The sequence below is a fragment of the Photobacterium minamisatsumaniensis genome, from assembly GCF_050336695.1.
GTDB lineage: Bacteria > Pseudomonadota > Gammaproteobacteria > Enterobacterales > Vibrionaceae > Photobacterium > Photobacterium minamisatsumaniensis.
The window spans coordinates 194,380-215,469 of the sequence record NZ_JAKJSI010000013.1; the positions used below are offsets into that span (position 1 = coordinate 194,380).

Here is a 21,090-nt window from a genome sequence, read left to right on the forward strand (position 1 = left end):
TATGACTATGTTAAAGCGAGAAGGCCGTTTTGTCAGCCCTAATACTTGATAGATTAGGTCAGATAATCATCGAGATTATTGATCCTAGGTCTCAACTTGGTGGTTTGCTTGCTCTGGCGCATGGTCGGCTGCATATCTGACTGCTAGTATGGACGCCATTGTTAACGGCCAGTAACCGGTTTGAGGTTGTAAAATGTTGAGTGCAGATGAAAAAGCACGAGTAAAGTGGGCATGTCGCCGCGGCATGTTGGAACTAGATGTCCTTGTGATGCCATTCTTTGAAGAGTGCTTTGATGAACTATCAGATCAAGAGCAGCAGGATTTTATTTCCTTGCTGACGTGCGATGATCCTGATTTGTTTACTTGGATGATGCAGCATGGCCGCAGTGAAAATCCTGCACATGCGGCAATGGTGGATAAAATCGTTGCCCACAACAACAGCAAACTACGCTGATATAATACTCGTCCCGTCGAATTACCTATTAACCGCATTGGCTTGCCTATATGTCAGTGCGGCTCTCCTTCTTCTCTTCTCTGTGTTTTATCAAGTTGTGCCCTTACCTCTCGCGCTAGGGGGGATGTGGCTGTTATGTCATGAATATTGGCGGCTAGCCGTGAGTTATTGTCGAGCCCAAGGACGAATGGTGATCGAACCTCAAGGCGATATCCGTTGGCAAGGGGATATGTGGCGTTTGGATCAAGCCAAAATCCGAACCCGTTGGGTATTATTGATGCGTTTAACTAATAAAGACACGCACCAGTGGATGATAGTTTCTCCCGATAGCTGTGATCAAAGCGCTTATCGTAGCCTTGCTTTGTATTGCCACCATAGCGCATCGATCTGTCATGAATGACCGTTGTAGCCTTCTATTTACCCTCTTAATAAGAATTCACTCATGTAGTACACATATTCCTAAGGGATCTGGGGCTGATAGTGATAAATTGCAGCGGTTTGTTATTTCGAGCTAAGGGTCTCGCTCATGAAAATTAAATATAAGCTGCAAGGGCTTAGTTTATTCGCGGTTGCTTCATTGATTGTGGTTTTATCTTTGGGGTGGTTTGCCAGCGATAGGGTTATAAAAGTCAATCAAGCACTTATCACTGTGAGTGAAATGGAAGTGTCATTGCTCAATTTACGGCGCAATGAAAAAGATTTTTTGATGAGGATGGATCTTAAATACCAAGATGCATTCGAAGGTAATTATCGCGACTACCAACAGCGTCAAGATCAACTTAATCAACTCTTATCGGATTTAGGGATTAGGTTGCCTGAAATGGGTGGGTTGCCTAATAAAATGGCTGCTTACCAATCGGGTATGCTGGCGTTAATTGACGCCTATCAAGTGCAGGGCTTATCACCAGAATTAGGATTACAGCATGATTTTTTTGCCTCTTCTGAGGCATTAATTTTACAGGCTAGTGAGCAAGGTCAGGATCTTGACGAAGTGTATCGCTTGGTACAAGCCGCTAAGATTTTAGTGCTTGATAGTGATAATGAACGAGCGAAATATTATCAAACCTTACAACAAGAATTAAGCCCGTTATTACAGCGTCATTTTGGGGCTGATTTTCAAGATTACACGACATCAATAGATCGCTTATTGGCACAGATGCACATTACTGGATTAAGCCATCAGGACGGACTGCGGGGTGAAATCCGTAACCAGTCCCATCAAGTTGAAGCGGCTTTTGTTATCTTAAAACAAAAGCTAGAAGAAACCGCCGCCAATGATAAGCAAAGCACGATATGGCAAATTATGATTGCTGTAAGCATTGTCATCATAAGTTTACTGTCCGTATCGTGGTGGATCAGCCGTACCATCCAGACCCGTTTATCTGATTTAAGCGTATTGATGAGCACCATCGCCCGCGATCATGATCTCACACAGCGGGCAGATCAGAACGGTAATGATGAACTGTCTGCGATGGCTGAACACTTTAATTATTTATTAAATAGTCTGAGTGGTTTGGTCGCGAATGTGCAGCTTGCCGTAGAGCAGTTGGGGCCGGCATCGGCACAGTTACAACAGCGTAGTATTGATTCAGAGCATGCCCTAAAAAACCAGCAGGGTGAGACCGATTCAGTGGCGACATCGGTGACTGAAATGGGGGTCACTATTCGTGAAATTGCGATGAATACTGAGCATGCTGCGGGTAATGCAGATAATAGCTATCAAGGGGCAAAAGAAGGGCTAAGTGAAGTTATTGCAACCAAAGTTCGGATAAAAGCATTATCTGATGATTTATCACAAACCAGTGATGAGGTCGCCAGTCTTTCTAGCCTGTCTGAGAATATAGGTTCAGTGCTAGATGTGATCAAAGGCATTGCAGAGCAGACCAATTTACTGGCCTTGAATGCCGCAATTGAAGCCGCTCGTGCCGGAGAGCAAGGTCGAGGGTTTGCGGTTGTGGCAGATGAGGTGCGCTCTTTAGCGCTACGAACGCGACAGTCGACAGAAGAAATAACCACCATAATTGGCTCGCTACAACAGCAAACGAGTGAAGTGGTTGAGCATATAGGACGATGCCAAGAGCTCGGTAATGTGAGTGTTGATCAAGCTGATAGCGCTGAGCAGAAGATCAATCAAATCATGGCCGATATGCAGCAAATTATGGATACCAGTACCCAAATAGCCACGGCTGTTGAACAGCAGAGTCAAGTATCTGATGAGATCGGGCAAAATGTCGCAGCAATACGTGATATTACCAGCCAAAACTCTCACGTTGCCCATGACAATGCACTAGTCGCTGATGATGTCGCAAAGCAAGCTCAAGGATTGGCGAGGGCTATTTCTGAATATAAAGTTTAAAATCTGGTGGCGGTTATGGGAAAATAACATCAGGCGGGTTAAGAGTTTGATATTCCCTAATCGTCATACTGTTGGGGATTGAGCGGGTTAAGGAAAAATAATGTTCAATAAAATTTTGGTTGTTTGTGTTGGTAACATCTGTCGCTCACCGGCTGGTGAGTACCTGCTTAAGAGTTTATTGCCAAATAAAGAAATTGCTTCTGCTGGTGTTGCTGCTGTTGTCGGTAAATCGGCAGATAAAACGTCGGCATTGGTCGCAGAAGAGCACGGTGTTAGCTTGGACGGCCACGTAGCTCGTCAACTAACCAGTGACATTTGCCGTGACTATGATTTGATTTTAGTGATGGAAAAAGGTCACATTGAAGCGGTAACCAATATTGCGGCAGAAGCACGTGGAAAAACCATGTTATTTGGTCAGTGGATTGGTCAGAAAGACATTCCCGATCCACACCGCCAAAGCCGTGAAGCGTTTGACCATGCCTATGCGTTAATTGATGAATCGGCGAAGGCGTGGGCGAAAAAGCTTTAACAGCACACGGATAATGAACGAAAAATAAAAAGCGAGACGGAAACCGACTCGCTTTTTTATTTACGCAAACAAAATGTTAGCAAGGCTGATCAGGCGTTAAAATGGTTGGTTCGACCTCGTTATCAGATTGCTCTGGGTGGTCAAGAGTGTAATGCAGCCCTAAGCTCTCTTTGCGTGCGAGTGCGCTTCGCACCATCAACTCGGCAACTTGGAGTAGGTTACGTAACTCCAGCAGGTTATTTGAAACCTTGAAGTTGCTGTAGTACTCATGGGTTTCATCTTGCAGTAACTGAATACGGCGCATTGCACGCTCTAGACGTTTAGTTGTGCGCACAATACCAACGTAATCCCACATAAACAGACGTAATTCATGCCAGTTATGTTGAATCACCACTTCTTCATCTGAGCAGCTAACTTGGCTTTCATCCCAGTTAGGGATCGTATCGGGGATCGCGACATCATCGAGTTGCTGTTCGATGCTTTGTGCTGCCGCCCATGCATAAACGACACATTCCAGTAGTGAGTTTGATGCCATACGGTTAGCACCATGCAAACCGGTATAGCTAACTTCACCAATGGCATATAGCCCAGGTAAATCAGTACTACCCGCTTTATCGACCATGACACCCCCACAGGTATAGTGAGCGGCTGGTACAATTGGAATCGGCTCTTTGGTTATATCAATACCAAATCCTTGCAACTTCTCATAAATAGTCGGGAAGTGCTTCATGACAAAGTCTGCAGGCTTATGGCTAATATCCAGATACATGCAGTCTGCACCAAGGCGTTTCATCTCAAAGTCGATAGCACGGGCTACCACATCTCGAGGTGCCAGTTCGCCGCGCTCATCAAAATCTTTCATAAAGCGACTGCCGTCAGGCCGGCGCAAATAGGCGCCTTCACCACGCAGGGCTTCAGTTAGTAAGAAGTTGCGCGCATCGGGATGGAATAGGCAAGTTGGATGGAACTGATTGAACTCAAGGTTTGCAACTCGACACCCTGCTCGCCATGCCATGGCAATACCATCACCAGAAGAAACATCGGGGTTTGACGTGTATTGGTAGACTTTTGACGCGCCCCCCGTTGCAAGAACAACGAATTTAGCGCGTACGGTTTCAACCACTTCTTGGTTACGGTTCCAGATATAAGCACCCAGAACACGATTGGGTTTATCGGTGATCCCAAGTTTTTGGTAAGTGATTAAATCCAGCGCATTGTGGCGCTCTAGCACTTCAATATTAGGGTGGTTGTGAACATTGTCTTGCAGGGAGTTTTGGACTGCCATGCCTGTGGCATCTGCAGCATGAAGAATTCGGCGGTGGCTGTGGCCACCTTCGCGAGTAAGGTGGTAGCGAGGTGCTTCATCACCATGACTTTCTTCTTGGTCAAATGGTACACCGCCGTCAATGAGCCATTGCACACAATGCTTGGCATTTTCTGCGATGAAGCGAACAACATCCTCATCGCATAAGTGAGCCCCTGCAATTTGGGTATCTTCTACGTGGGAATCGATACTGTCTGATTCGTCGAAGACCGCCGCAATACCGCCTTGAGCATAATACGTAGCGCCTTCACTACGGGGTCCTTTGCTCAACACAACGACCTTTCCTAATGGCGCTAACCGAAGTGCTAACGATAGGCCAGCTGCACCACTACCAACGACAAGTACATCACACTGATGTTCACGATTTTCGTTCATTTTGATTCATATCCCTGTGGTAATCACCTAATGTTACCAAATTCCGTTCGATTTGTTCATTTTTGACTGGATATACACAAAAAACCAATCTAACGCGTTATAATGCAACCCTTAATTTTGCTTTATAAGCGAAGAGAAATCGCGCACTATTAGTAAGAAATAATTTTTTACTTTAGGGAACTTTGCCATTGTGCTCGGGTCTTAAATAATGCTCACGCTCATACACTTTTTATCATATTGTTTTAGTTGAGCATTAACCGACTATGTTTGTATGATGCAGATAACAAAGTGCTTCAGGTAGCCCGTTAAGCATACGACTAAAGCGAATAAAAATGGCAAGAGCAATAGACATAGGAGTACACGCTCGAATGAGCGAGCAGCAAACTGATCAGGTATTAATCGAGCGGGTACAGCGAGGAGACAAGCAGGCATTTAACTTGCTGGTGGTGAAGTACCAGAACAAGGTATGTAACTTGGTAGCAAGATATGTCAGTAACTCTGGCGATGTACCGGATGTCGCTCAAGAAGCATTTATTAAAGCGTATCGGGCATTACCGACTTTCCGTGGGGAAAGCGCGTTTTATACATGGCTGTACCGTATTGCCGTGAATACGGCAAAAAACTATTTGGTTGCACAGGGGCGACGCCCACCAGCATCAGATGTTGATGCTGAAGAGGCTGAATACTATGAAAGTAGTAATGCGCTGAAAGAAATTTCGAACCCTGAGAACCAAATGTTGTCAGAAGAATTAAGACGGGTTGTCTTTAGTACCATAGATACATTACCGGAAGACCTGAAAACTGCGATTACGTTACGAGAGCTAGAAGGCTTAAGTTATGAAGATATTGCTGAAATCATGGGGTGTCCGGTCGGTACAGTGAGATCTCGTATATTCCGTGCGCGAGAGGCGGTCGAAAAACGAATTCGTCCTCTTATACAGCGATAGTGTTAAGCCAAACGGTGAAGAAGATGGCTGATAGAGAAAAAATTTCGGCATTATTAGATGGCGAAGAGCTGGATCAGAGCATTGTAAATGCATTGGCTGTCGATGATGACAGTCAGCAAACGTGGCAGAACTTCAACCTTATTGGTGATGTGATGCGCGGGGATGCACCGCAAAACAAGGATTGGGACATTGCGGCAAAGGTAGCACTGGCACTGGAAGATGAACCAGCTCATACTGGTTTGACGAACTCGATAGAAGAGCCTGCCACTGTTGTACACATTGCGGCAGCACGTGAAGAACGTGTTGAAGCGCAACCAACACCGCAACAAGCTAAGCGAACAATGCCAGCTTGGTTAACTCAATTTGGACAGGTTGCTACGGCAGCTTGCGTCTCTTTAGCGGTAATCGTTGGTGTTCAACAGTACAACGGTGCTGATGATGGCGCAGCAATTGCAACCAGTGGTCAACTGCCAGTGTTGGAAACTATTCCATTTTCCGGTACCGCAGAGCCAGTGAGTTTGACGCGTGACTCCGTTAATCGCCACGCAGCAGCGCCAAGTGAAGAACAGGTCATGGAGCAACGACGCCGTATTAACGCGATGCTTCAAGATTATGAGCTGCAATTACGATTGAATGCTGAAGATGGTACTATCGATCGTACAATGCTTGACGTAAATTAGACAATGGCTGTTAAATGAAGAAAATTCTGGTTGGTGTGATGACACTAGTCAGCCTTGCGATGCCATTGCAAGCCTCTGCTGAAGAATCGACACCTTCCGCCGAGGCTTTGTTGCATCAAATGGGTAAGGCTAGCCGCGAGCTCAGCTATGAGCTGTCGTACATCCTAATCAAAAAAAATAGTATTGAACCCTTACGTTATCGCCATGCAATTGAAAATGGTGAAACGTTCGCACACCTCGTTTATCTTAGTGGTCCTCCTCGAGAAGTCATTCAACGCGGCAATGAAGTGAGCTACTTTGAGCCGGGTCTCGACCCCTTTACCATTGATAGCAATAAAATGGTCGCGCCGTTGCCGCCTATTATGAAAACCGACATTGATGAATTGGCGGACTATTACGATTTCATTCCAATGGGACGGGCACGTGAAGCGGGTGTGGCATGTGATGTTGTGCGGATAGCACCGAAAGATGGTGCGCGTTACTCGTACCTTCTGTGGATTGATATGCGTAGCAAGCTGGTGATGCGTGCTGATTTGCTTGATAGAGACGGAGAGCCGCTTGAGCAGTACCGTGCTGTATCTTATGTTATCAACCCTAAAGTCGGTGAAGTGCTTCAAAGTCTGCAGGATGTCGAACTGCCAGCGGTTGTCCAGCTGCCTCCACAGCCTCAGGCTGATTTAAACTGGCAGGTGAATTGGCTACCACAAGGGTTTGAATCAGTCTCTCGAAACCGGCATCGATTAATGATGACCGAGCGACCCGTTGAAAGCAAAATGTTCAGCGATGGCCTGTTTAGCTTCTCTATTTACGTCTCGACAGCTGACAACTTTACTGTGCGAGAGCAGCTTGTTCGCCAAGGGCGACGAACATTACATAGCTATATGCTAAAAGACAAAGAAGTGACCGTCGTTGGTGATATTCCCCCAGCAACCGCACGACGAGTTGCAGAGTCAGTGGTGTTTGCCATTTCGCCTGAGGGCGCAGGGCAATGATGCGCTCTTTAGCGACAGTGGTGACGGTAGGCAAGAATGAGCTTACCGTCAGCTGTCAGCAGCAAACAACATGTGGGAGCTGCGCAGCGCAAAGCAGTTGCGGTACAGGGATTGTGACAAAGGCGATTCCTGGTCGCAGCCACCTAGTGAAACTTGATACCAAAACCAGAGCCCAGGTGGGGGATGTTGTTGAGATCGGCTTGTCAGAACGCAGTATGTTGCATTCGGCAATGCTGGTTTATTTGCTGCCTTTGCTATTCTTAGTGTTGGGTGCTGTACTTGGACAGTGGTGGTTTGTCAGCCTTTCTGGTGGTAGTGAGCTTGGCGTCATTCTTACCGCACTCATCAGTGGGGCGGCAGGATTATTGCTTGCGCGCAACCTAGCTGCGCGTTTAGAAGGGCGCTTGGCATATAAACCAAGCCTTGTTCGAGTACTCGGTAACCCTATTTCGGCAGATCAAGTGATAAATGGCGCATCGAAAGATAGCGACTAGCGGCGAAATTCGGTAGAATCCGTCAACTTGATCGCTAGATCCCATTCATTTAATCACGAGTTAGTCACGTCAATTCATGAAGCACATTCGTAATTTTTCGATTATTGCACATATCGACCATGGTAAGTCGACCCTATCCGACCGCTTGATTCAAGTCTGTGGTGGCCTTTCCGATCGTGAAATGGCTGCTCAGGTTTTGGATTCCATGGATCTTGAACGCGAACGCGGTATCACCATCAAAGCACAGAGTGTCACGCTGGACTATACAGCGAAAGACGGTGAAACCTACCAATTAAACTTTATCGACACCCCTGGACACGTTGACTTCTCATACGAAGTTTCGCGTTCACTTGCAGCCTGTGAAGGTGCATTGCTGGTGGTCGATGCTGGTCAGGGCGTAGAAGCTCAAACACTAGCAAACTGTTACACCGCCATGGAAATGGATCTGGAAGTTGTGCCAATCTTGAATAAGATTGACCTGCCAGCTGCTGATCCTGAGCGTGTAGCTGAAGAAATTGAAGATATCGTTGGTATCGATGCGCTGGAAGCGACTCGTTGTTCAGCGAAAACAGGTCTAGGTGTTGATGCTGTTCTAGAGAACATCGTAGCAGCTATTCCTGCTCCGGAAGGTGACCCAGATGCGCCACTTCAGGCACTGATCATTGACTCATGGTTTGATAATTATTTAGGCATTGTTTCTTTGGTTCGAGTTAAGAATGGCTCACTGAAGAAAAACGCTAAAATCAAAATGATGAGCACGGGTCAGGTATGGGGTATTGATCGCCTTGGTATCTTTACACCAAAACAAATCGACACGACGGAGCTAAACACTGGCGAAGTAGGTTGGGTTGTATGTGGTATTAAAGACATTCTAGGTGCACCTGTTGGTGATACTATCACGCTAGCGAAAGATGGCTGTGAAGAAGCGTTGCCTGGTTTCCAGAAAGTGAAACCTCAGGTTTATGCAGGCTTATTCCCTGTTTCTTCAGATGACTACGAGAACTTCCGTGATGCGCTAGGTAAACTAAGCCTGAACGATGCTTCTCTATTCTATGAACCAGAGAGTTCATCTGCACTTGGTTTTGGTTTCCGTTGTGGCTTCCTTGGCATGCTGCACATGGAAATCATTCAAGAGCGTTTAGAGCGTGAATACGATCTTGCTCTGATTACGACGGCACCAACCGTAGTTTACCAAGTTGAAACAACACGCGGTGAAACACTATTGGTTGATAGTCCATCGAAGCTACCTGCGGTAAACGACATCGACACTATCGGTGAGCCGATAGCGCGTTGTAACATTCTTGTACCGTCTGAATACCTTGGTAATGTTATTACCTTGTGTATTGAAAAACGTGGCGTGCAAGCTGATATGGTTTACCACGGTAATCAAGTGGCGCTAACTTATGATATTCCGATGTCGGAAGTGGTTCTTGATTTCTTCGACCGTTTGAAGTCAACGTCTCGCGGTTATGCATCGTTAGATTACAACTTCCAGCGTTACGAACCATCAAACATGGTACGTGTTGATGTAATGATTAATGGCGAGCGTGTTGATGCGCTAGCGATCATCACACACAAAGACAACGCAAATGGCCGTGGTCGTGATTTAGTCGACAAGATGAAAGAATTCATTCCTCGTCAGATGTTCGACATTGCGATTCAGGCTGCCATTGGCGGTATGATCATTGCCCGTGCAACAGTGAAGCAGTTACGTAAAAACGTAATCGCTAAGTGTTACGGCGGTGATATCAGTCGTAAGAAGAAACTCCTGCAGAAGCAGAAAGAAGGTAAGAAGCGTATGAAGCAGATCGGTAATGTCGAGCTGCCTCAGGAAGCATTCTTAGCAATTTTGCATGTAGGCAAAGATAAATAATAATGTGTTTACTCATTACCTTAGCTCGCTACTAACTCAATAGCATTGCTTCAATGATTTAGTTAGTTGGTTAAAGGGAACGAACAATGCAGTAAGGCTTCCTTGCTGCATTGTTATATTTAGTAGGGAATATGATGGCTAATACTTTTTCGCTAATCCTTGTTTTGGCTACACTGGTCACAGGGATCATTTGGGCACTGGATAGATTTGTCTGGGCGCCAAAACGTCAATTAAAAATTGAAGCAGCGGCGGCAAATGCTGGCGGTCAAGTAGATGCTGAAACCCTACAAGCCGTGGCACCGCAACCGAGCTGGGTCGAATCAACCAGTTCAATGTTTCCGGTGATCGCGCTTATTATGGTATTTCGCTCATTTATTTATGAGCCGTTCCAGATCCCATCCGGTTCGATGATGCCGACATTGCTAGTCGGTGACTTCATCCTGGTTGAGAAATTCACCTATGGTTTGAAAGACCCTGTATTCCGTCACCAGATGATTGAAACAGGTAAACCAGAACGTGGTGATGTTGTGGTCTTTAAATTTCCGCCTCAACCTCAAATTGACTATATCAAGCGTGTTGTTGGTATGCCTGGCGATACTGTTCGCTACAGTGCGCACAAGCAATTATGTGTGGCACAAAAGGGGGCATCTGAATGTGTGTCAGTGCCGCTAACAGATATGACCGACAGTGAATTTACTGAAGGTATGACACGTTTAGTTCAATTTAATGAAAAACTTGGCGAACAAGAACACCAGATCTTAGTTCATCCGCTTAAGCGCGATCGCACTCTGTCTTACCAGCCTCGTCCTGGTATCAGCGAGTGGGTTGTACCTGAAGGGCAGTATTTCGTTATGGGTGATAACCGCGACAACAGTGCAGATAGCCGTTACTGGGGCTTCGTTCCTGAAGCAAACCTAGTGGGTAAAGCGGTCGGGATCTGGATCAGCTTTGAGTTTGAACGAGGTGCTGACAGTGCACTTCCATCTTGGATCCCTACTGATGTGCGCTTTAGCCGCATCGGTGGCATAAACTGATCGGGACAAAATGACCACTCCTGCAAATAGACTTCAGCGTAAGCTGGGCTATAAATTTAACAATATAGATTTGATGACGTTAGCGCTGACACACCGTAGCGCTAACGGCACACACAATGAGCGTCTTGAATTTTTAGGCGATTCAATTCTAAGCGTCGTGATTGCTGATGACCTTTACCACCGTTTTCCAACGGTAGACGAAGGTGATATGAGCCGTATGCGTGCAACATTAGTGCGCGGCAAAACATTGGCTGAGCTTGGCCGTGAATTTGAGCTTGGTGATCACCTACTGCTTGGCCCTGGTGAGCTAAAGAGTGGCGGCTTCCGTCGTGACTCAATTTTGGCTGACTGTGTGGAAGCCATTATTGGCGCCGTCTATCTAGACAGCGATATTGAAGTAGTACGAGGTATCGTACTAAGTTGGTACCAGTCTCGTCTTGATACGATTGAGCCGGGTATTAACCAGAAAGATCCTAAGACACGTTTGCAGGAATGCCTGCAAGGGCGCCGTTTACCGTTACCAGCGTATACTGTAACTAAGGTACACGGCGAAGCACATAATCAAGAATTTACTGTGCAGTGTGAAGTGACAGGCTTGGATAAGCCTGTTATCGGTAAAGGCGGCAGTCGGCGCAAGGCAGAGCAGGCAGCAGCAGAAATTGCGCTTAAGCAGTTGGAATCATGACAGATAAGCAACATTGCGGCTTTATTGCCATTGTAGGCCGGCCAAACGTAGGTAAATCAACGCTTCTTAATCGTTTAGTGGGTCAGAAGCTTTCGATTACCTCTCGTAAGCCACAAACAACACGTCACCGTATTATGGGTGTTGATACCCGTGATGGTTATCAAGCCGTTTATGTGGATACCCCAGGTCTTCACATCGAAGAAAAACGTACTATCAACCGTTTAATGAACCGTGCGGCAAGCAGTTCATTAACCGATGTTGAATTAGTATTGTTCTTGGTTGACGGTACGTTATGGACTGCTGACGATGAAATGGTTCTGAACAAGCTGATGAAAAGTGAGCTTCCGACAGTACTTCTCGTGAATAAAGTCGATAACGTCAAAGACAAAAATGAGCTTTTCCCGCACCTTCAGCACTTGTCTGAAAAGATGAAGTTTGTTGATGTGGTACCTGTGTCTGCAAAGAAAGGTACCAATATTGATGTGGTTGAAAAGATCGTTCGTGAGCACATACCAGAAGGTGAGTACTACTTCCCTGAAGAGTATGTGACTGACCGCTCTCAGCGTTTTATGGCCTCTGAAATTATTCGTGAGAAGCTAATGCGCTTCCTCGGTGATGAGCTGCCATATTCCGTTACGGTTGAAATCGAGCGTTTTGATTTTAACCCGCGAACCAATGGTTTTGATATCAATGGTTTGATCATGGTTGAGCGCAAAGGCCAGAAGAAAATGGTGATCGGCAAAAATGGCGAGAAGATGAAAGTCATTGGCCGTGAAGCACGTATCGACATGGAAGACTTGTTTGAGCGTAAGGTCTACCTTGAACTATGGGTAAAAGTGAAGTCTGGCTGGGCTGACGATGAACGTGCACTCCGTAGCCTAGGCTATACTGACGACTTATAAGACTTGTTATGGAAGGGCTTCAGCGTTGTTTTGTCCTCCATACTCGTCACTATAGTGAGACGAGCCTGATCCTTGATGTATTTAGCGAGGACGCAGGCCGTATCACACTGCTATCGAAAGGAGCGCGTCGTAAGCGCTCCAATCTTAAAGGCGCACTCCAGCCTTTTACTCCTCTCTTTATGAAATGGTCTGGTCGAGGCTCTATGCCTGTCCTGACTCATGCCGAACCCATCAGTATTGGCTTGCCCATGCGCAGCTATATTTTGTACTCTGCGATGTATGTAAATGAACTTGTCGCGCGGGTACTTGAAACCAACACCCCTTACCCTGTGCTGTTTCTGGATTATTTGAATGTGCTGCGTGAGCTTGCCCAAGCGGATAATCCAGAGCCAGCGTTACGGCGTTTTGAATTGGCTCTCTTACAACATTTAGGGTATGGCATTGATTTTCTTCACTGCGCAGGCAGTGGCCTACCCGTTGATGATACGATGACGTATAACTATCGTGAGCAGCAAGGCTTTATTGCCTCAATGAAAGTCGGGCACCTGACTTTTACAGGGGAGCAATTAAAGTCTATTGCTGCTCGCCGTTTTGAAACGCCTGATCAGCTTCGGGCAGCAAAACGTTTTACACGTATAGCGCTTAAGCCGTATCTTGGCGGCAAACCATTAAAAAGCAGGGAATTGTTTATCCCTCGAGGAAGGAGTACCGGAAAATGAACAACATCTTACTTGGCGTGAATATCGATCACATTGCTACTCTTCGTAATGCCCGTGGCACACGCTATCCTGATCCGGTACATGCGGCTGAAGTGGCAGAGCGAGCAGGGGCAGATGGCATCACTATTCACCTACGAGAAGATCGCCGTCATATTACTGATCGCGATGTCCGTATCTTACGTGAAACCATTCAGACGCGTATGAACTTAGAAATGGCCGTGACAGATGAGATGGTGAAAATTGCGCTAGAAACGAAGCCAGAGTTTGTTTGTTTGGTGCCAGAAAAACGTGAAGAGCTAACAACAGAAGGTGGCCTTGATGTGGCAGGTCAACTTGAGAAGGTGAAAGCCGCGACGAGTACATTGACAGCTGCTGGCATTAAAGTCTCACTGTTCATTGATGCTGATCGTACCCAAATTGATGCAGCCGTTGCTTGTGGCGCCCCATTCATTGAATTGCACACTGGCCATTATGCTGATGCTGCAACCGAAGAAGAGCAGCAAGACGAACTGAAAAAAATTGCTGCGGCGGCAAGCTATGCTGATGACAAAGGTATTAAGGTGAACGCAGGGCATGGTCTTACCTATCATAATGTTAAGCCAATTGCTGCGTTACCTGAATTATATGAGTTGAACATTGGCCACTCAATTATGGGTCGCGCAATGTTTGATGGTTTGAATAAAGCGGTTGCTGACATGAAAGCGGAAATGCAGGCTGTACCTCGCTAATGGCCATCCTTGGTTTAGGAACTGATATTGCTGATATTGAGCGGGTTGAGAAAGCGTATGCTCGTTCGGGTGAAGCGTTCGCAAAGCGAATTTTATCGGCCCCTGAATATGCAACATTCCAAACCCTGAAGCATCAAGCGCAATATTTGGCTAAGCGGTTTGCAGTCAAAGAAGCGGGCTCTAAAGCGATAGGCACTGGCATTGCCCGTGGGGTGACATTGCACGATTTTACTGTGACCAATAACGAGCAGGGTAAGCCTATTCTAACGTTGTCGGGTAAGGCGGCTGAGCTTGCGAAAGCAATGGGGGTGAATCATGTTCACTTGACCATTGCAGACGAGAAACGCTATGCCGTCGCAACAGTGATTCTTGAAAGTTAATATCTAGCGGTAGTATCTTATACATGTTGCTAAATGAAAAAAGCGAGGGCTTTATGCTCTCGCTTTTTTGTGTCTTAGTTGGCTAATGCCCCGTTAGTGGCGATAGGCTTTCGAGGCTTTGACGACATTGTTCATTTCATCAATCAACTCATAGAGTTCTGGTTCAATATCATCTTGGCTTGCCCCGGCTTTAAGCTCCGATTCAATGGTATGACACAAATTTTTCAAACGCGGGACACCACTGTAAGCACAGCTGCCATGCAGTTTGTGAATAGGTGGCCAGAGTTCAATGTCTTTACCATCCAGCGCTTCATTAACCAGCATTTCGACTTCGGGCATGAAATCTAACAACATTTGCAGCATATCTTTGGCGAGTTCTTCTTTACCCGCCGCCTGTTTAAGGGCTAACTCCCAGTCCCAACTGATATTACTGTTGGCTGCTGGGGGAGATATTTCAGTTTCTGGTATCGCCTCGATAACCACGCTGCTAGTACCATCATTAGGATGAGTCCACTTACCAAGGATCTGTTGGAGGATATGCTCTTCAATCGGCTTGGTGAGGTAATCATCCATTCCTGCATTGATCAGTCTTTCTCGCTCCCCTGCCATGGCATGAGCAGTAACAGCAATAACAGGTGTTGTGTGGTTTAGCTTGGTTTTATGGATTTCTTGGCAAGCTGTAACGCCGTCCATCTCAGGCATTTGAATATCCATAAAAATTAAATCAAAGGCTTTTTGATGGGCGTATTCAACGGCTTTTCGACCACCCGTTGCGGTGATAACGGTTTCAACCCGCTCACTGAGCAAAGCTGAGATCAGTTTAAGGTTTGCCGGGTTATCATCGACGGCCATGACGGTGAGTGGCTGAATTGTTGGCGCACTTATTGTCATCGGAAGTGGTTCAGGTTCACTCAGTAGCTCAGGCTCATTGGCCAATGTTTCAAGCAGCCTACGATGCCCAAGCGGCTTTGGTAAGCAGGCACTTACACCGGCATTCAGCAGACGCTCTGATAAGGCGAGTTCGGTTGTTGGTAGACAAACCAGCACTTTATCACTGAGCTGCTCGGCCTTGAATACTTGATCGAGCAGGGTTGCAAGAGGAGGTTGCTCGCCTGGTGCTAGATTAAGCATGGCAAAATCATGATGTTCAGCATCGTCAGGCATGGTCGAACGGTAGGTCACATGGATCCCCGCACGGATCAAGCGTTGTTGGATCACCGAAGCGGCCTGCATGTTGGGTTCAATAAGCAGTAATTTTTTATTGAGTAACGAATGGGTATCAATGGGCTGCGATACTGGTAAATCAGTTTTGTTTAGACGTAAGCTAAACCAGAACGTTGAGCCCTGATGTAAGCGGCTGGTTAGGCTGATCTCCCCCCCCATTTGCGAAACCAATTTCTGGGTGATAACCAGACCTAGGCCAGTACCACCATAACGGCGCGAAATACTGGCATCGGCTTGACTAAAGGCTTGGAATAACTGTGCTTGTTGGCGTTCGGAAATGCCGATCCCCGTATCACGGACCATAAACTGTAAGTCGAGGTTCTCATCTTTATCGGTTTTAAGCTCAACTGATACATCAATGTTACCGCGCTCAGTAAATTTCACCGCGTTACCAATGAGGTTGGTGAGTACCTGTTGTATACGCAGTGGATCACCGATTAAACCCGTTGGAATTCGGCTATCAACCTTTAGGGTTAACTCTAATCCTTTTTCGTGGGCGCTGGTTGCAAGTAACTTCATCACTTCATCGAGTGATTCTGTAAAGTCGAATGGGATATTCTCAAGCAGGAGCTTACCTGCTTCAAGTTTCGAGAAATCGAGAATATCATTAATAATGGTCAGTAGATTATTGGCCGACTTCTCGATGGTCTGAAGGTAATCCTGTTGGCTGCTACTCAGGCGAGTTTTTAGCATTTGACGGGTGAAGCCGATCACCCCGTTAAGTGGGGTACGTAGCTCGTGTGACATATTGGCCAAAAATTCAGATTTCACTCGCGCGGCTTCTTGCGCCCGTTTTTTAGCGATGTCTAATTCAACATTCTGGATTTCTAGCTGTTCCAGCGTCTCTCTCAAGTCTGATGTGGCCTGATCGATACTCTGTTGCATCTCGATATGGTATTCAGATAACGAAATCGCCATCGCATTGATACCATTTTTTAGCGTATCCAGTTCACCCAGCAATTGCCCTTCAATTCGCACATCAAGATGACCCCGCCGAATTCGGTCAACCACGCTCACCATATGTGAAATGGGACGAGTCACATCTTTCATTAATCGATAGGCAAACAATGAAGAGAGGGTCAGGCCGAGTAGCAATACCATCAGTGCGGTGAAGACTTCTTGGTATTGCTGTAAGCGCAAGGCACTTAAATCGAGTTCTAAGGCAATGTAACCTAATACTTCAGCCTGATAGCCAGGATAGGACGGATTATTGAACTGGCCTTCCTTTAGTATGGGCGCGCGAAGGATCAAAGAGTTTTCTTCGAGTCGAGTTTCCAACAATAAGGGAATGGGCTGATCGTCGGGGTACATCAGAGCTTCGAAGTTACGATGGAAATTAGAGGTTACGAAGAGCTCATTGCCCGTATTGAACACGGCAATACTGCGAACAATTTGGGAATGCTTCCGATGGGCGTAACTGATGAGTCGGCGAACAGCCTCTCGATTTTTATCCGTCATGCCATATTCTGTTGAAATCGCGAGGGGTTCGATGATGCTGGCACCCGTTGAGATCAGCTGGTGTTCAAGATCACGATAGCGACTCATGGTAAAAAAGGCACTTAATAATAGGCCAATAATCAGCGTTGGTGCTAATGTCAGGGTGAAGACCCTGGCACGAAGTCCATATTTGGTCATGGTTCTCTTAATTACAAGAATGCGATTCTGTGGGAGAATTGTCGTCCATTTATGGCCGTTAGCTTAATGAAACTAGGGCTATTCGACAATCAACTAATACCAAACTACTGATTATATCACTTAGTTTGGACAATCTGCTCCGTGGGTCAAACAATATGGCACGTTTTTTTAAGCCTCAGAAACGAAAGTTAACCGATACCAAACACAAAGAAATCACCATTTCACGGCTGGATCACCTTGGTGCTGGTATTGGCCATATCAACAAGAAATCGGTATTTGTTGATGGTGTGTTACCGGGTGAAAGTGCCGTGGTTCAACTCACGGAAGACAAAAAGCAATACGCGCGTGCCAAAGTCATTAAACGTTTGACCGATAGCCAAGCGCGTATTAAACCGCATTGTCCAATCTATGACCAGTGTGGTGGTTGTAACTTGCAGCATTTGTCTCACCAAGGCCAAGTGGAAGCCAAGCAGCAAGCATTGACTGAGCTGATGAGTAARTTTGCGAAAACGGATGAAATTGAACAAGCTGCGCCGATTGTGAGCAAGCCTTGGCAATATCGCCGTTGTGCGCGCTTTGCCGTGATGCTTGTTGGTGGCAAATTGAAAATTGGTTTTCGTAAAAAGCAGAGCAAAGAAATTGTCGATGTAGAGTCTTGTCCTGTTTTGGCAGAATCATTAAATGCATTACTGCCAGCGTTGCGCCAGGTATTGTCACAACTCAAAGCCAAAAAACACCTCGGTCATGTTGAATTAGTCGAAGCAGATAATGGTCGGGTGGTCTTAATTCGTCATTTACAGCCATTTTCTGACCAAGATATGACGTTACTCCGTCAGTTCTCTGAAGATCATCAGTTAATGTTGTACCTCGCACCGAGCGCTGATGTGGTTGAAAACGTGTCAGGAGAAACGCCTTATTACGCGCTATCTGATCTGACGTTATCTTTCTCACCAAAAGATTTTATTCAAGTTAACCGTGATGTTAACCAGCAAATGGTTGCACAAGCGATTGACTGGCTTGATATTCAGCCGCAGGATCGAGTACTTGATTTGTTTTGTGGTTTAGGTAACTTCAGTTTACCGCTCGCAAAGCAAGCAAATGCGCTGGTCGGTGTTGAAGGTATTGATGAGATGGTGCATCGTGCTAGTGAAAACGCCAAAAACAACCAGTTAAGCAATGCAATGTTCTTTCAGGCTAATTTGGAAGATGATGTGACGGCAATGGCTTGGGCACAAGAAAAATTCAATAAAATTCTGCTCGACCCAGCAAGGGCTGGAGCTGCCGGTGTGATGCAGCATGTTGTTAATTTGAACCCAGAGCGGGTTGTTTATGTTTCATGTAACCCTGCGACTCTCGCGAGAGACAGCCAGTTATTATTGAAACAAGGTTATCAGTTGGAGCAGCTTGGGATGATGGATATGTTCCCTCATACTGGGCACTTGGAGTCTATGGCTTTGTTTACCAAGTTGTAGCGCCATTACAGAAGAAACAGGATAGAGACATGGTCGCAGTTCGCGGTGCGCATTTAAAGGAAAACGATACATTTGAGCTTTCATCTTGGATTGAGAGTTTGCATCAAGACGCCAAGGTGTCTAATCGCTTAAAGAAAACCTACCAGCGATGTATCGAATTGACATCAGAGGAAGAGTCCGCGTCATTACTGCTATGGCGTGGCCGCGAGATGGTGGAGATCCTAGTTACTCTAAGCATGGATAAAGATACGCTGATTGCAGCGTTATTGTTCCCGTTGCTAGAGGCTGGGGTCTACCAACCAGAGCAGCTAAAAGAAGATTATAACGGCACGATTTTACAGATGGTCGAAGGCGTTTCTCAAATGGCCGCAATTGGTCAGTTGAACGCCACGACTGAAGGTGCAGAACAGTCTGCTCAGGTGGATAATATCCGCCGTATGTTATTGTCGATGGTTGATGATTTCCGCTGTGTGGTGATCAAGCTTGCCGAGCGGATTTGCAATCTACGAGAAGTCAAAGATGAGCCCGATGCAGTGCGCCGTGCGGCTGCAAAAGAGTGTGCGAATATCTATGCGCCGTTGGCTAACCGGCTTGGCATTGGTCAGCTGAAGTGGGAAATTGAAGATTACGCTTTTCGCTATAACCACTCTGATACATACAAACAAATCGCCAAACAATTGTCTGAGCGTCGAATCGACCGTGAGCACTATATCGATCACTTCGTGACAGACTTGGCAGATTCGATGAAGGCATCGCACATCAAAGCCGAAGTGCACGGTCGACCTAAGCATATTTATAGCATTTGGCGAAAAATGCAGAAGAAAAGCTTAGAGTTTGACGAGCTATTCGATGTGCGTGCAGTGCGTATTATTGCTGATCAGCTACAAGATTGTTATGCAGCTTTAGGTGTTGTGCATACTAAATACCGTCATCTTCCAAAAGAATTTGATGATTATGTCGCGAACCCAAAACCGAATGGCTACCAATCAATCCATACTGTCGTATTAGGGCCGGAAGGGCGTACGATTGAAATTCAGATCCGTACTAAGCAAATGCATGAAGAGTCTGAGTTAGGTGTGGCTGCGCACTGGAAATATAAAGAAGGTGCATCGTCGAGTGGGGCAAAATCATCGTATGATGAGAAGATAAACTGGCTACGTAAACTACTGGCTTGGCAGGAAGAAATGTCGGATTCTGGCGAAATGCTCGATGAGCTTCGTAGTCAGGTGTTTGATGATCGCGTCTATGCATTTACCCCGAAAGGGGATGTTGTCGATTTACCTTTAAATGCCACCCCTCTCGATTTTGCTTACCATATTCACTCTGAAGTTGGGCACCGCTGTATCGGTGCCAAAGTTGAAGGCCGTATCGTGCCATTTACTTACCACTTACAGATGGGTGAGCAAGTTGAAATCATCACTCAGAAAGAAGCCAATCCATCCCGCGATTGGTTAAACCCTAATTTAGGCTTTGTGACTTCTGGTCGAGCAAGAGCCAAAGTTCATGCATGGTTCCGTAAGCAAGCCCATGATAAAAACATGGTGGCAGGACGTGAAATTTTAGAGCTTGAACTGAATAAAATCGGCGCCAAGTTGAAAGATGCAGAAGTGTATGCACTAAAGCGCTTCAATGCTAAAAATTTAGATGAGTTATTTGTTGGTATTGGTAGTGGTGATTTACGTATTAACCAAGTGGTTAATCACATTAATACCATAATGAATAAGCCAACAGCGGAAGAGGAAGACCAGCAGTTACTGGATAAACTGACTGAAGCTAGCACCAAAATTAGTACCAGTGCGAAAAAACCTCAGCGTGATGCTGTTGTTGTTGAGGGGGTTGATAATTTAATGACGCATTTAGCCCGCTGTTGCCAACCTATTCCTGGTGATGACATTGTGGGTTTTGTTACCCAAGGTCGTGGTATTTCGGTTCACCGTAATGACTGTGAGCAATTGGAAGAATTACGCCATGTTGCTGCCGAAAGGATCATCGACACGGTGTGGGGTGGTGGTTTTGTGGGCAATTACAACATCACGGTACGCGTCAAGGCCTCTGAGCGAAATGGCCTGATCAAAGAGCTGACCAGTACGCTGGCCAATGAAAAAGTAAAAGTAGCGGGAATGAAGAGCCGAATTGACTATAAAAAACAAATGTCGATTATGGACTTTGAGTTAGAGCTCACTGATTTAGAAGTGCTGAGTAAAGTACTTAAGCGCATTGAACAGGTGAGGGACGTGGCAGAAGCCAAACGCCTGCACTAAGGTTAAGCATCAATTTATGAATAAAC

General features: G+C 46.0%; 19 protein-coding genes. 17 read left to right on the forward strand and 2 right to left on the reverse strand.

Annotated features, from left to right (window positions below):
- Positions 1-193 precede the first annotated feature (193 nt).
- The 4 genes from L4D78_RS05870 to L4D78_RS05885 all read left to right on the forward strand — a co-directional run bounded on the left by L4D78_RS05870 (position 194) and on the right by L4D78_RS05885 (position 3,339).
- Positions 194-454 (forward strand): FAD assembly factor SdhE, encoded by a 261-nt coding sequence (locus tag L4D78_RS05870; protein WP_428466049.1) that lies wholly within the window; start codon positions 194-196, stop codon positions 452-454.
- Positions 426-854 carry a protein YgfX gene (locus L4D78_RS05875; RefSeq protein WP_428466050.1) on the forward strand — a complete coding sequence of 143 codons (429 nt, stop codon included), beginning with the start codon at positions 426-428 and terminating at the stop codon, positions 852-854. Before L4D78_RS05870 ends, L4D78_RS05875 begins: the two co-directional genes overlap by 29 nt.
- Before the next feature lie 126 nt (positions 855-980).
- Positions 981-2,810, forward strand: coding sequence for a methyl-accepting chemotaxis protein (locus tag L4D78_RS05880; protein ID WP_428466051.1), 1,830 nt, complete (start codon positions 981-983; stop codon positions 2,808-2,810).
- A 100-nt stretch (positions 2,811-2,910) separates the two neighbouring features.
- On the forward strand, positions 2,911-3,339 hold the full coding sequence (locus L4D78_RS05885) for an arsenate reductase/protein-tyrosine-phosphatase family protein (protein WP_428458317.1): 429 nt from the start codon (positions 2,911-2,913) through the stop codon (positions 3,337-3,339).
- Positions 3,340-3,415: 76 nt separating this feature from the next.
- Here L4D78_RS05885 and nadB read toward each other — a convergent pair whose 3' ends face one another.
- Entirely contained in the window at positions 3,416-5,038 is a 1,623-nt protein-coding gene (nadB, locus tag L4D78_RS05890) for an L-aspartate oxidase (RefSeq protein WP_428466052.1), read from the reverse strand.
- Positions 5,039-5,406: 368 nt separating this feature from the next.
- On the opposite strand from nadB, the gene rpoE reads away from it, so the two are divergent.
- From rpoE to acpS, 11 genes are all read left to right on the forward strand, one after another.
- A complete protein-coding gene (rpoE, locus tag L4D78_RS05895) occupies positions 5,407-5,985 on the forward strand; it encodes an RNA polymerase sigma factor RpoE (protein WP_428466053.1) in 579 nt (192 codons plus the stop codon).
- Between the two features lie 23 nt (positions 5,986-6,008).
- Complete coding sequence (locus L4D78_RS05900) at positions 6,009-6,665, forward strand: RseA family anti-sigma factor (RefSeq protein ID WP_428466054.1); 657 nt, start codon at positions 6,009-6,011, stop codon at positions 6,663-6,665.
- A gap of 14 nt (positions 6,666-6,679) precedes the next feature.
- Positions 6,680-7,657: a sigma-E factor regulatory protein RseB gene (gene rseB, locus L4D78_RS05905; protein WP_428466055.1), complete on the forward strand. Its 978-nt coding sequence runs from the start codon at positions 6,680-6,682 to the stop codon at positions 7,655-7,657.
- Complete coding sequence (locus L4D78_RS05910; protein WP_428466056.1) at positions 7,654-8,151, forward strand: SoxR reducing system RseC family protein; 498 nt, start codon at positions 7,654-7,656, stop codon at positions 8,149-8,151. Before rseB ends, L4D78_RS05910 begins: the two co-directional genes overlap by 4 nt.
- A 76-nt stretch (positions 8,152-8,227) precedes the next feature.
- The gene (lepA, locus tag L4D78_RS05915) at positions 8,228-10,024 is read left to right on the forward strand and encodes a translation elongation factor 4 (protein ID WP_428466057.1); all 1,797 of its coding nucleotides are present in this window, start codon (positions 8,228-8,230) and stop codon (positions 10,022-10,024) included.
- Between the two features lie 134 nt (positions 10,025-10,158).
- A complete protein-coding gene (gene lepB, locus L4D78_RS05920; protein ID WP_428466058.1) occupies positions 10,159-11,058 on the forward strand; it encodes a signal peptidase I in 900 nt (299 codons plus the stop codon).
- A gap of 10 nt (positions 11,059-11,068) precedes the next feature.
- Positions 11,069-11,743, forward strand: a complete 675-nt coding sequence (gene rnc / locus L4D78_RS05925) for a ribonuclease III (protein WP_428466059.1) — start codon at positions 11,069-11,071, stop codon at positions 11,741-11,743.
- Positions 11,740-12,645, forward strand: coding sequence for a GTPase Era (gene era / locus L4D78_RS05930; RefSeq protein ID WP_428466060.1), 906 nt, complete (start codon positions 11,740-11,742; stop codon positions 12,643-12,645). Before rnc ends, era begins: the two co-directional genes overlap by 4 nt.
- Before the next feature lie 8 nt (positions 12,646-12,653).
- A complete protein-coding gene (recO, locus tag L4D78_RS05935) occupies positions 12,654-13,364 on the forward strand; it encodes a DNA repair protein RecO (protein ID WP_428466061.1) in 711 nt (236 codons plus the stop codon).
- The gene (gene pdxJ / locus L4D78_RS05940; protein WP_428466062.1) at positions 13,361-14,092 is read left to right on the forward strand and encodes a pyridoxine 5'-phosphate synthase; all 732 of its coding nucleotides are present in this window, start codon (positions 13,361-13,363) and stop codon (positions 14,090-14,092) included. Before recO ends, pdxJ begins: the two co-directional genes overlap by 4 nt.
- A complete protein-coding gene (gene acpS, locus L4D78_RS05945; protein WP_428466063.1) occupies positions 14,092-14,472 on the forward strand; it encodes a holo-ACP synthase in 381 nt (126 codons plus the stop codon). The genes pdxJ and acpS overlap by 1 nt, the downstream gene beginning before the upstream one ends.
- Before the next feature lie 93 nt (positions 14,473-14,565).
- Here acpS and barA read toward each other — a convergent pair whose 3' ends face one another.
- The gene (barA, locus tag L4D78_RS05950; protein WP_428466064.1) at positions 14,566-17,331 is read right to left on the reverse strand and encodes a two-component sensor histidine kinase BarA; all 2,766 of its coding nucleotides are present in this window, start codon (positions 17,329-17,331) and stop codon (positions 14,566-14,568) included.
- A gap of 155 nt (positions 17,332-17,486) precedes the next feature.
- Here barA and rlmD point away from each other — a divergent pair, with 155 nt between their 5' ends.
- Together rlmD and relA are read left to right on the forward strand one after the other, a co-directional pair.
- A complete protein-coding gene (gene rlmD, locus L4D78_RS05955) occupies positions 17,487-18,803 on the forward strand; it encodes a 23S rRNA (uracil(1939)-C(5))-methyltransferase RlmD (RefSeq protein WP_428466065.1) in 1,317 nt (438 codons plus the stop codon).
- Between the two features lie 29 nt (positions 18,804-18,832).
- Positions 18,833-21,064 (forward strand): GTP diphosphokinase, encoded by a 2,232-nt coding sequence (gene relA / locus L4D78_RS05960; RefSeq protein WP_428466066.1) that lies wholly within the window; start codon positions 18,833-18,835, stop codon positions 21,062-21,064.
- The last annotated feature ends 26 nt before the right edge of the window (positions 21,065-21,090 follow it).

Coding starts and splice junctions, on each gene's coding strand:
- lepB (WP_428466058.1), top strand. CDS start 10,159: ATGGCTAATACTTTTTCGCTAATCCTTGTTTTGGCTACACTGGTCACA.
- lepA (WP_428466057.1), top strand. CDS start 8,228: ATGAAGCACATTCGTAATTTTTCGATTATTGCACATATCGACCATGGT.
- barA (WP_428466064.1), bottom strand. CDS start 17,331: ATGACCAAATATGGACTTCGTGCCAGGGTCTTCACCCTGACATTAGCA.
- acpS (WP_428466063.1), top strand. CDS start 14,092: ATGGCCATCCTTGGTTTAGGAACTGATATTGCTGATATTGAGCGGGTT.
- L4D78_RS05900 (WP_428466054.1), top strand. CDS start 6,009: ATGGCTGATAGAGAAAAAATTTCGGCATTATTAGATGGCGAAGAGCTG.
- L4D78_RS05910 (WP_428466056.1), top strand. CDS start 7,654: ATGATGCGCTCTTTAGCGACAGTGGTGACGGTAGGCAAGAATGAGCTT.
- rnc (WP_428466059.1), top strand. CDS start 11,069: ATGACCACTCCTGCAAATAGACTTCAGCGTAAGCTGGGCTATAAATTT.
- relA (WP_428466066.1), top strand. CDS start 18,833: ATGGTCGCAGTTCGCGGTGCGCATTTAAAGGAAAACGATACATTTGAG.
- recO (WP_428466061.1), top strand. CDS start 12,654: ATGGAAGGGCTTCAGCGTTGTTTTGTCCTCCATACTCGTCACTATAGT.
- L4D78_RS05870 (WP_428466049.1), top strand. CDS start 194: ATGTTGAGTGCAGATGAAAAAGCACGAGTAAAGTGGGCATGTCGCCGC.
- nadB (WP_428466052.1), bottom strand. CDS start 5,038: ATGAACGAAAATCGTGAACATCAGTGTGATGTACTTGTCGTTGGTAGT.
- L4D78_RS05880 (WP_428466051.1), top strand. CDS start 981: ATGAAAATTAAATATAAGCTGCAAGGGCTTAGTTTATTCGCGGTTGCT.
- rpoE (WP_428466053.1), top strand. CDS start 5,407: ATGAGCGAGCAGCAAACTGATCAGGTATTAATCGAGCGGGTACAGCGA.
- rseB (WP_428466055.1), top strand. CDS start 6,680: ATGAAGAAAATTCTGGTTGGTGTGATGACACTAGTCAGCCTTGCGATG.
- pdxJ (WP_428466062.1), top strand. CDS start 13,361: ATGAACAACATCTTACTTGGCGTGAATATCGATCACATTGCTACTCTT.
- era (WP_428466060.1), top strand. CDS start 11,740: ATGACAGATAAGCAACATTGCGGCTTTATTGCCATTGTAGGCCGGCCA.
- L4D78_RS05885 (WP_428458317.1), top strand. CDS start 2,911: ATGTTCAATAAAATTTTGGTTGTTTGTGTTGGTAACATCTGTCGCTCA.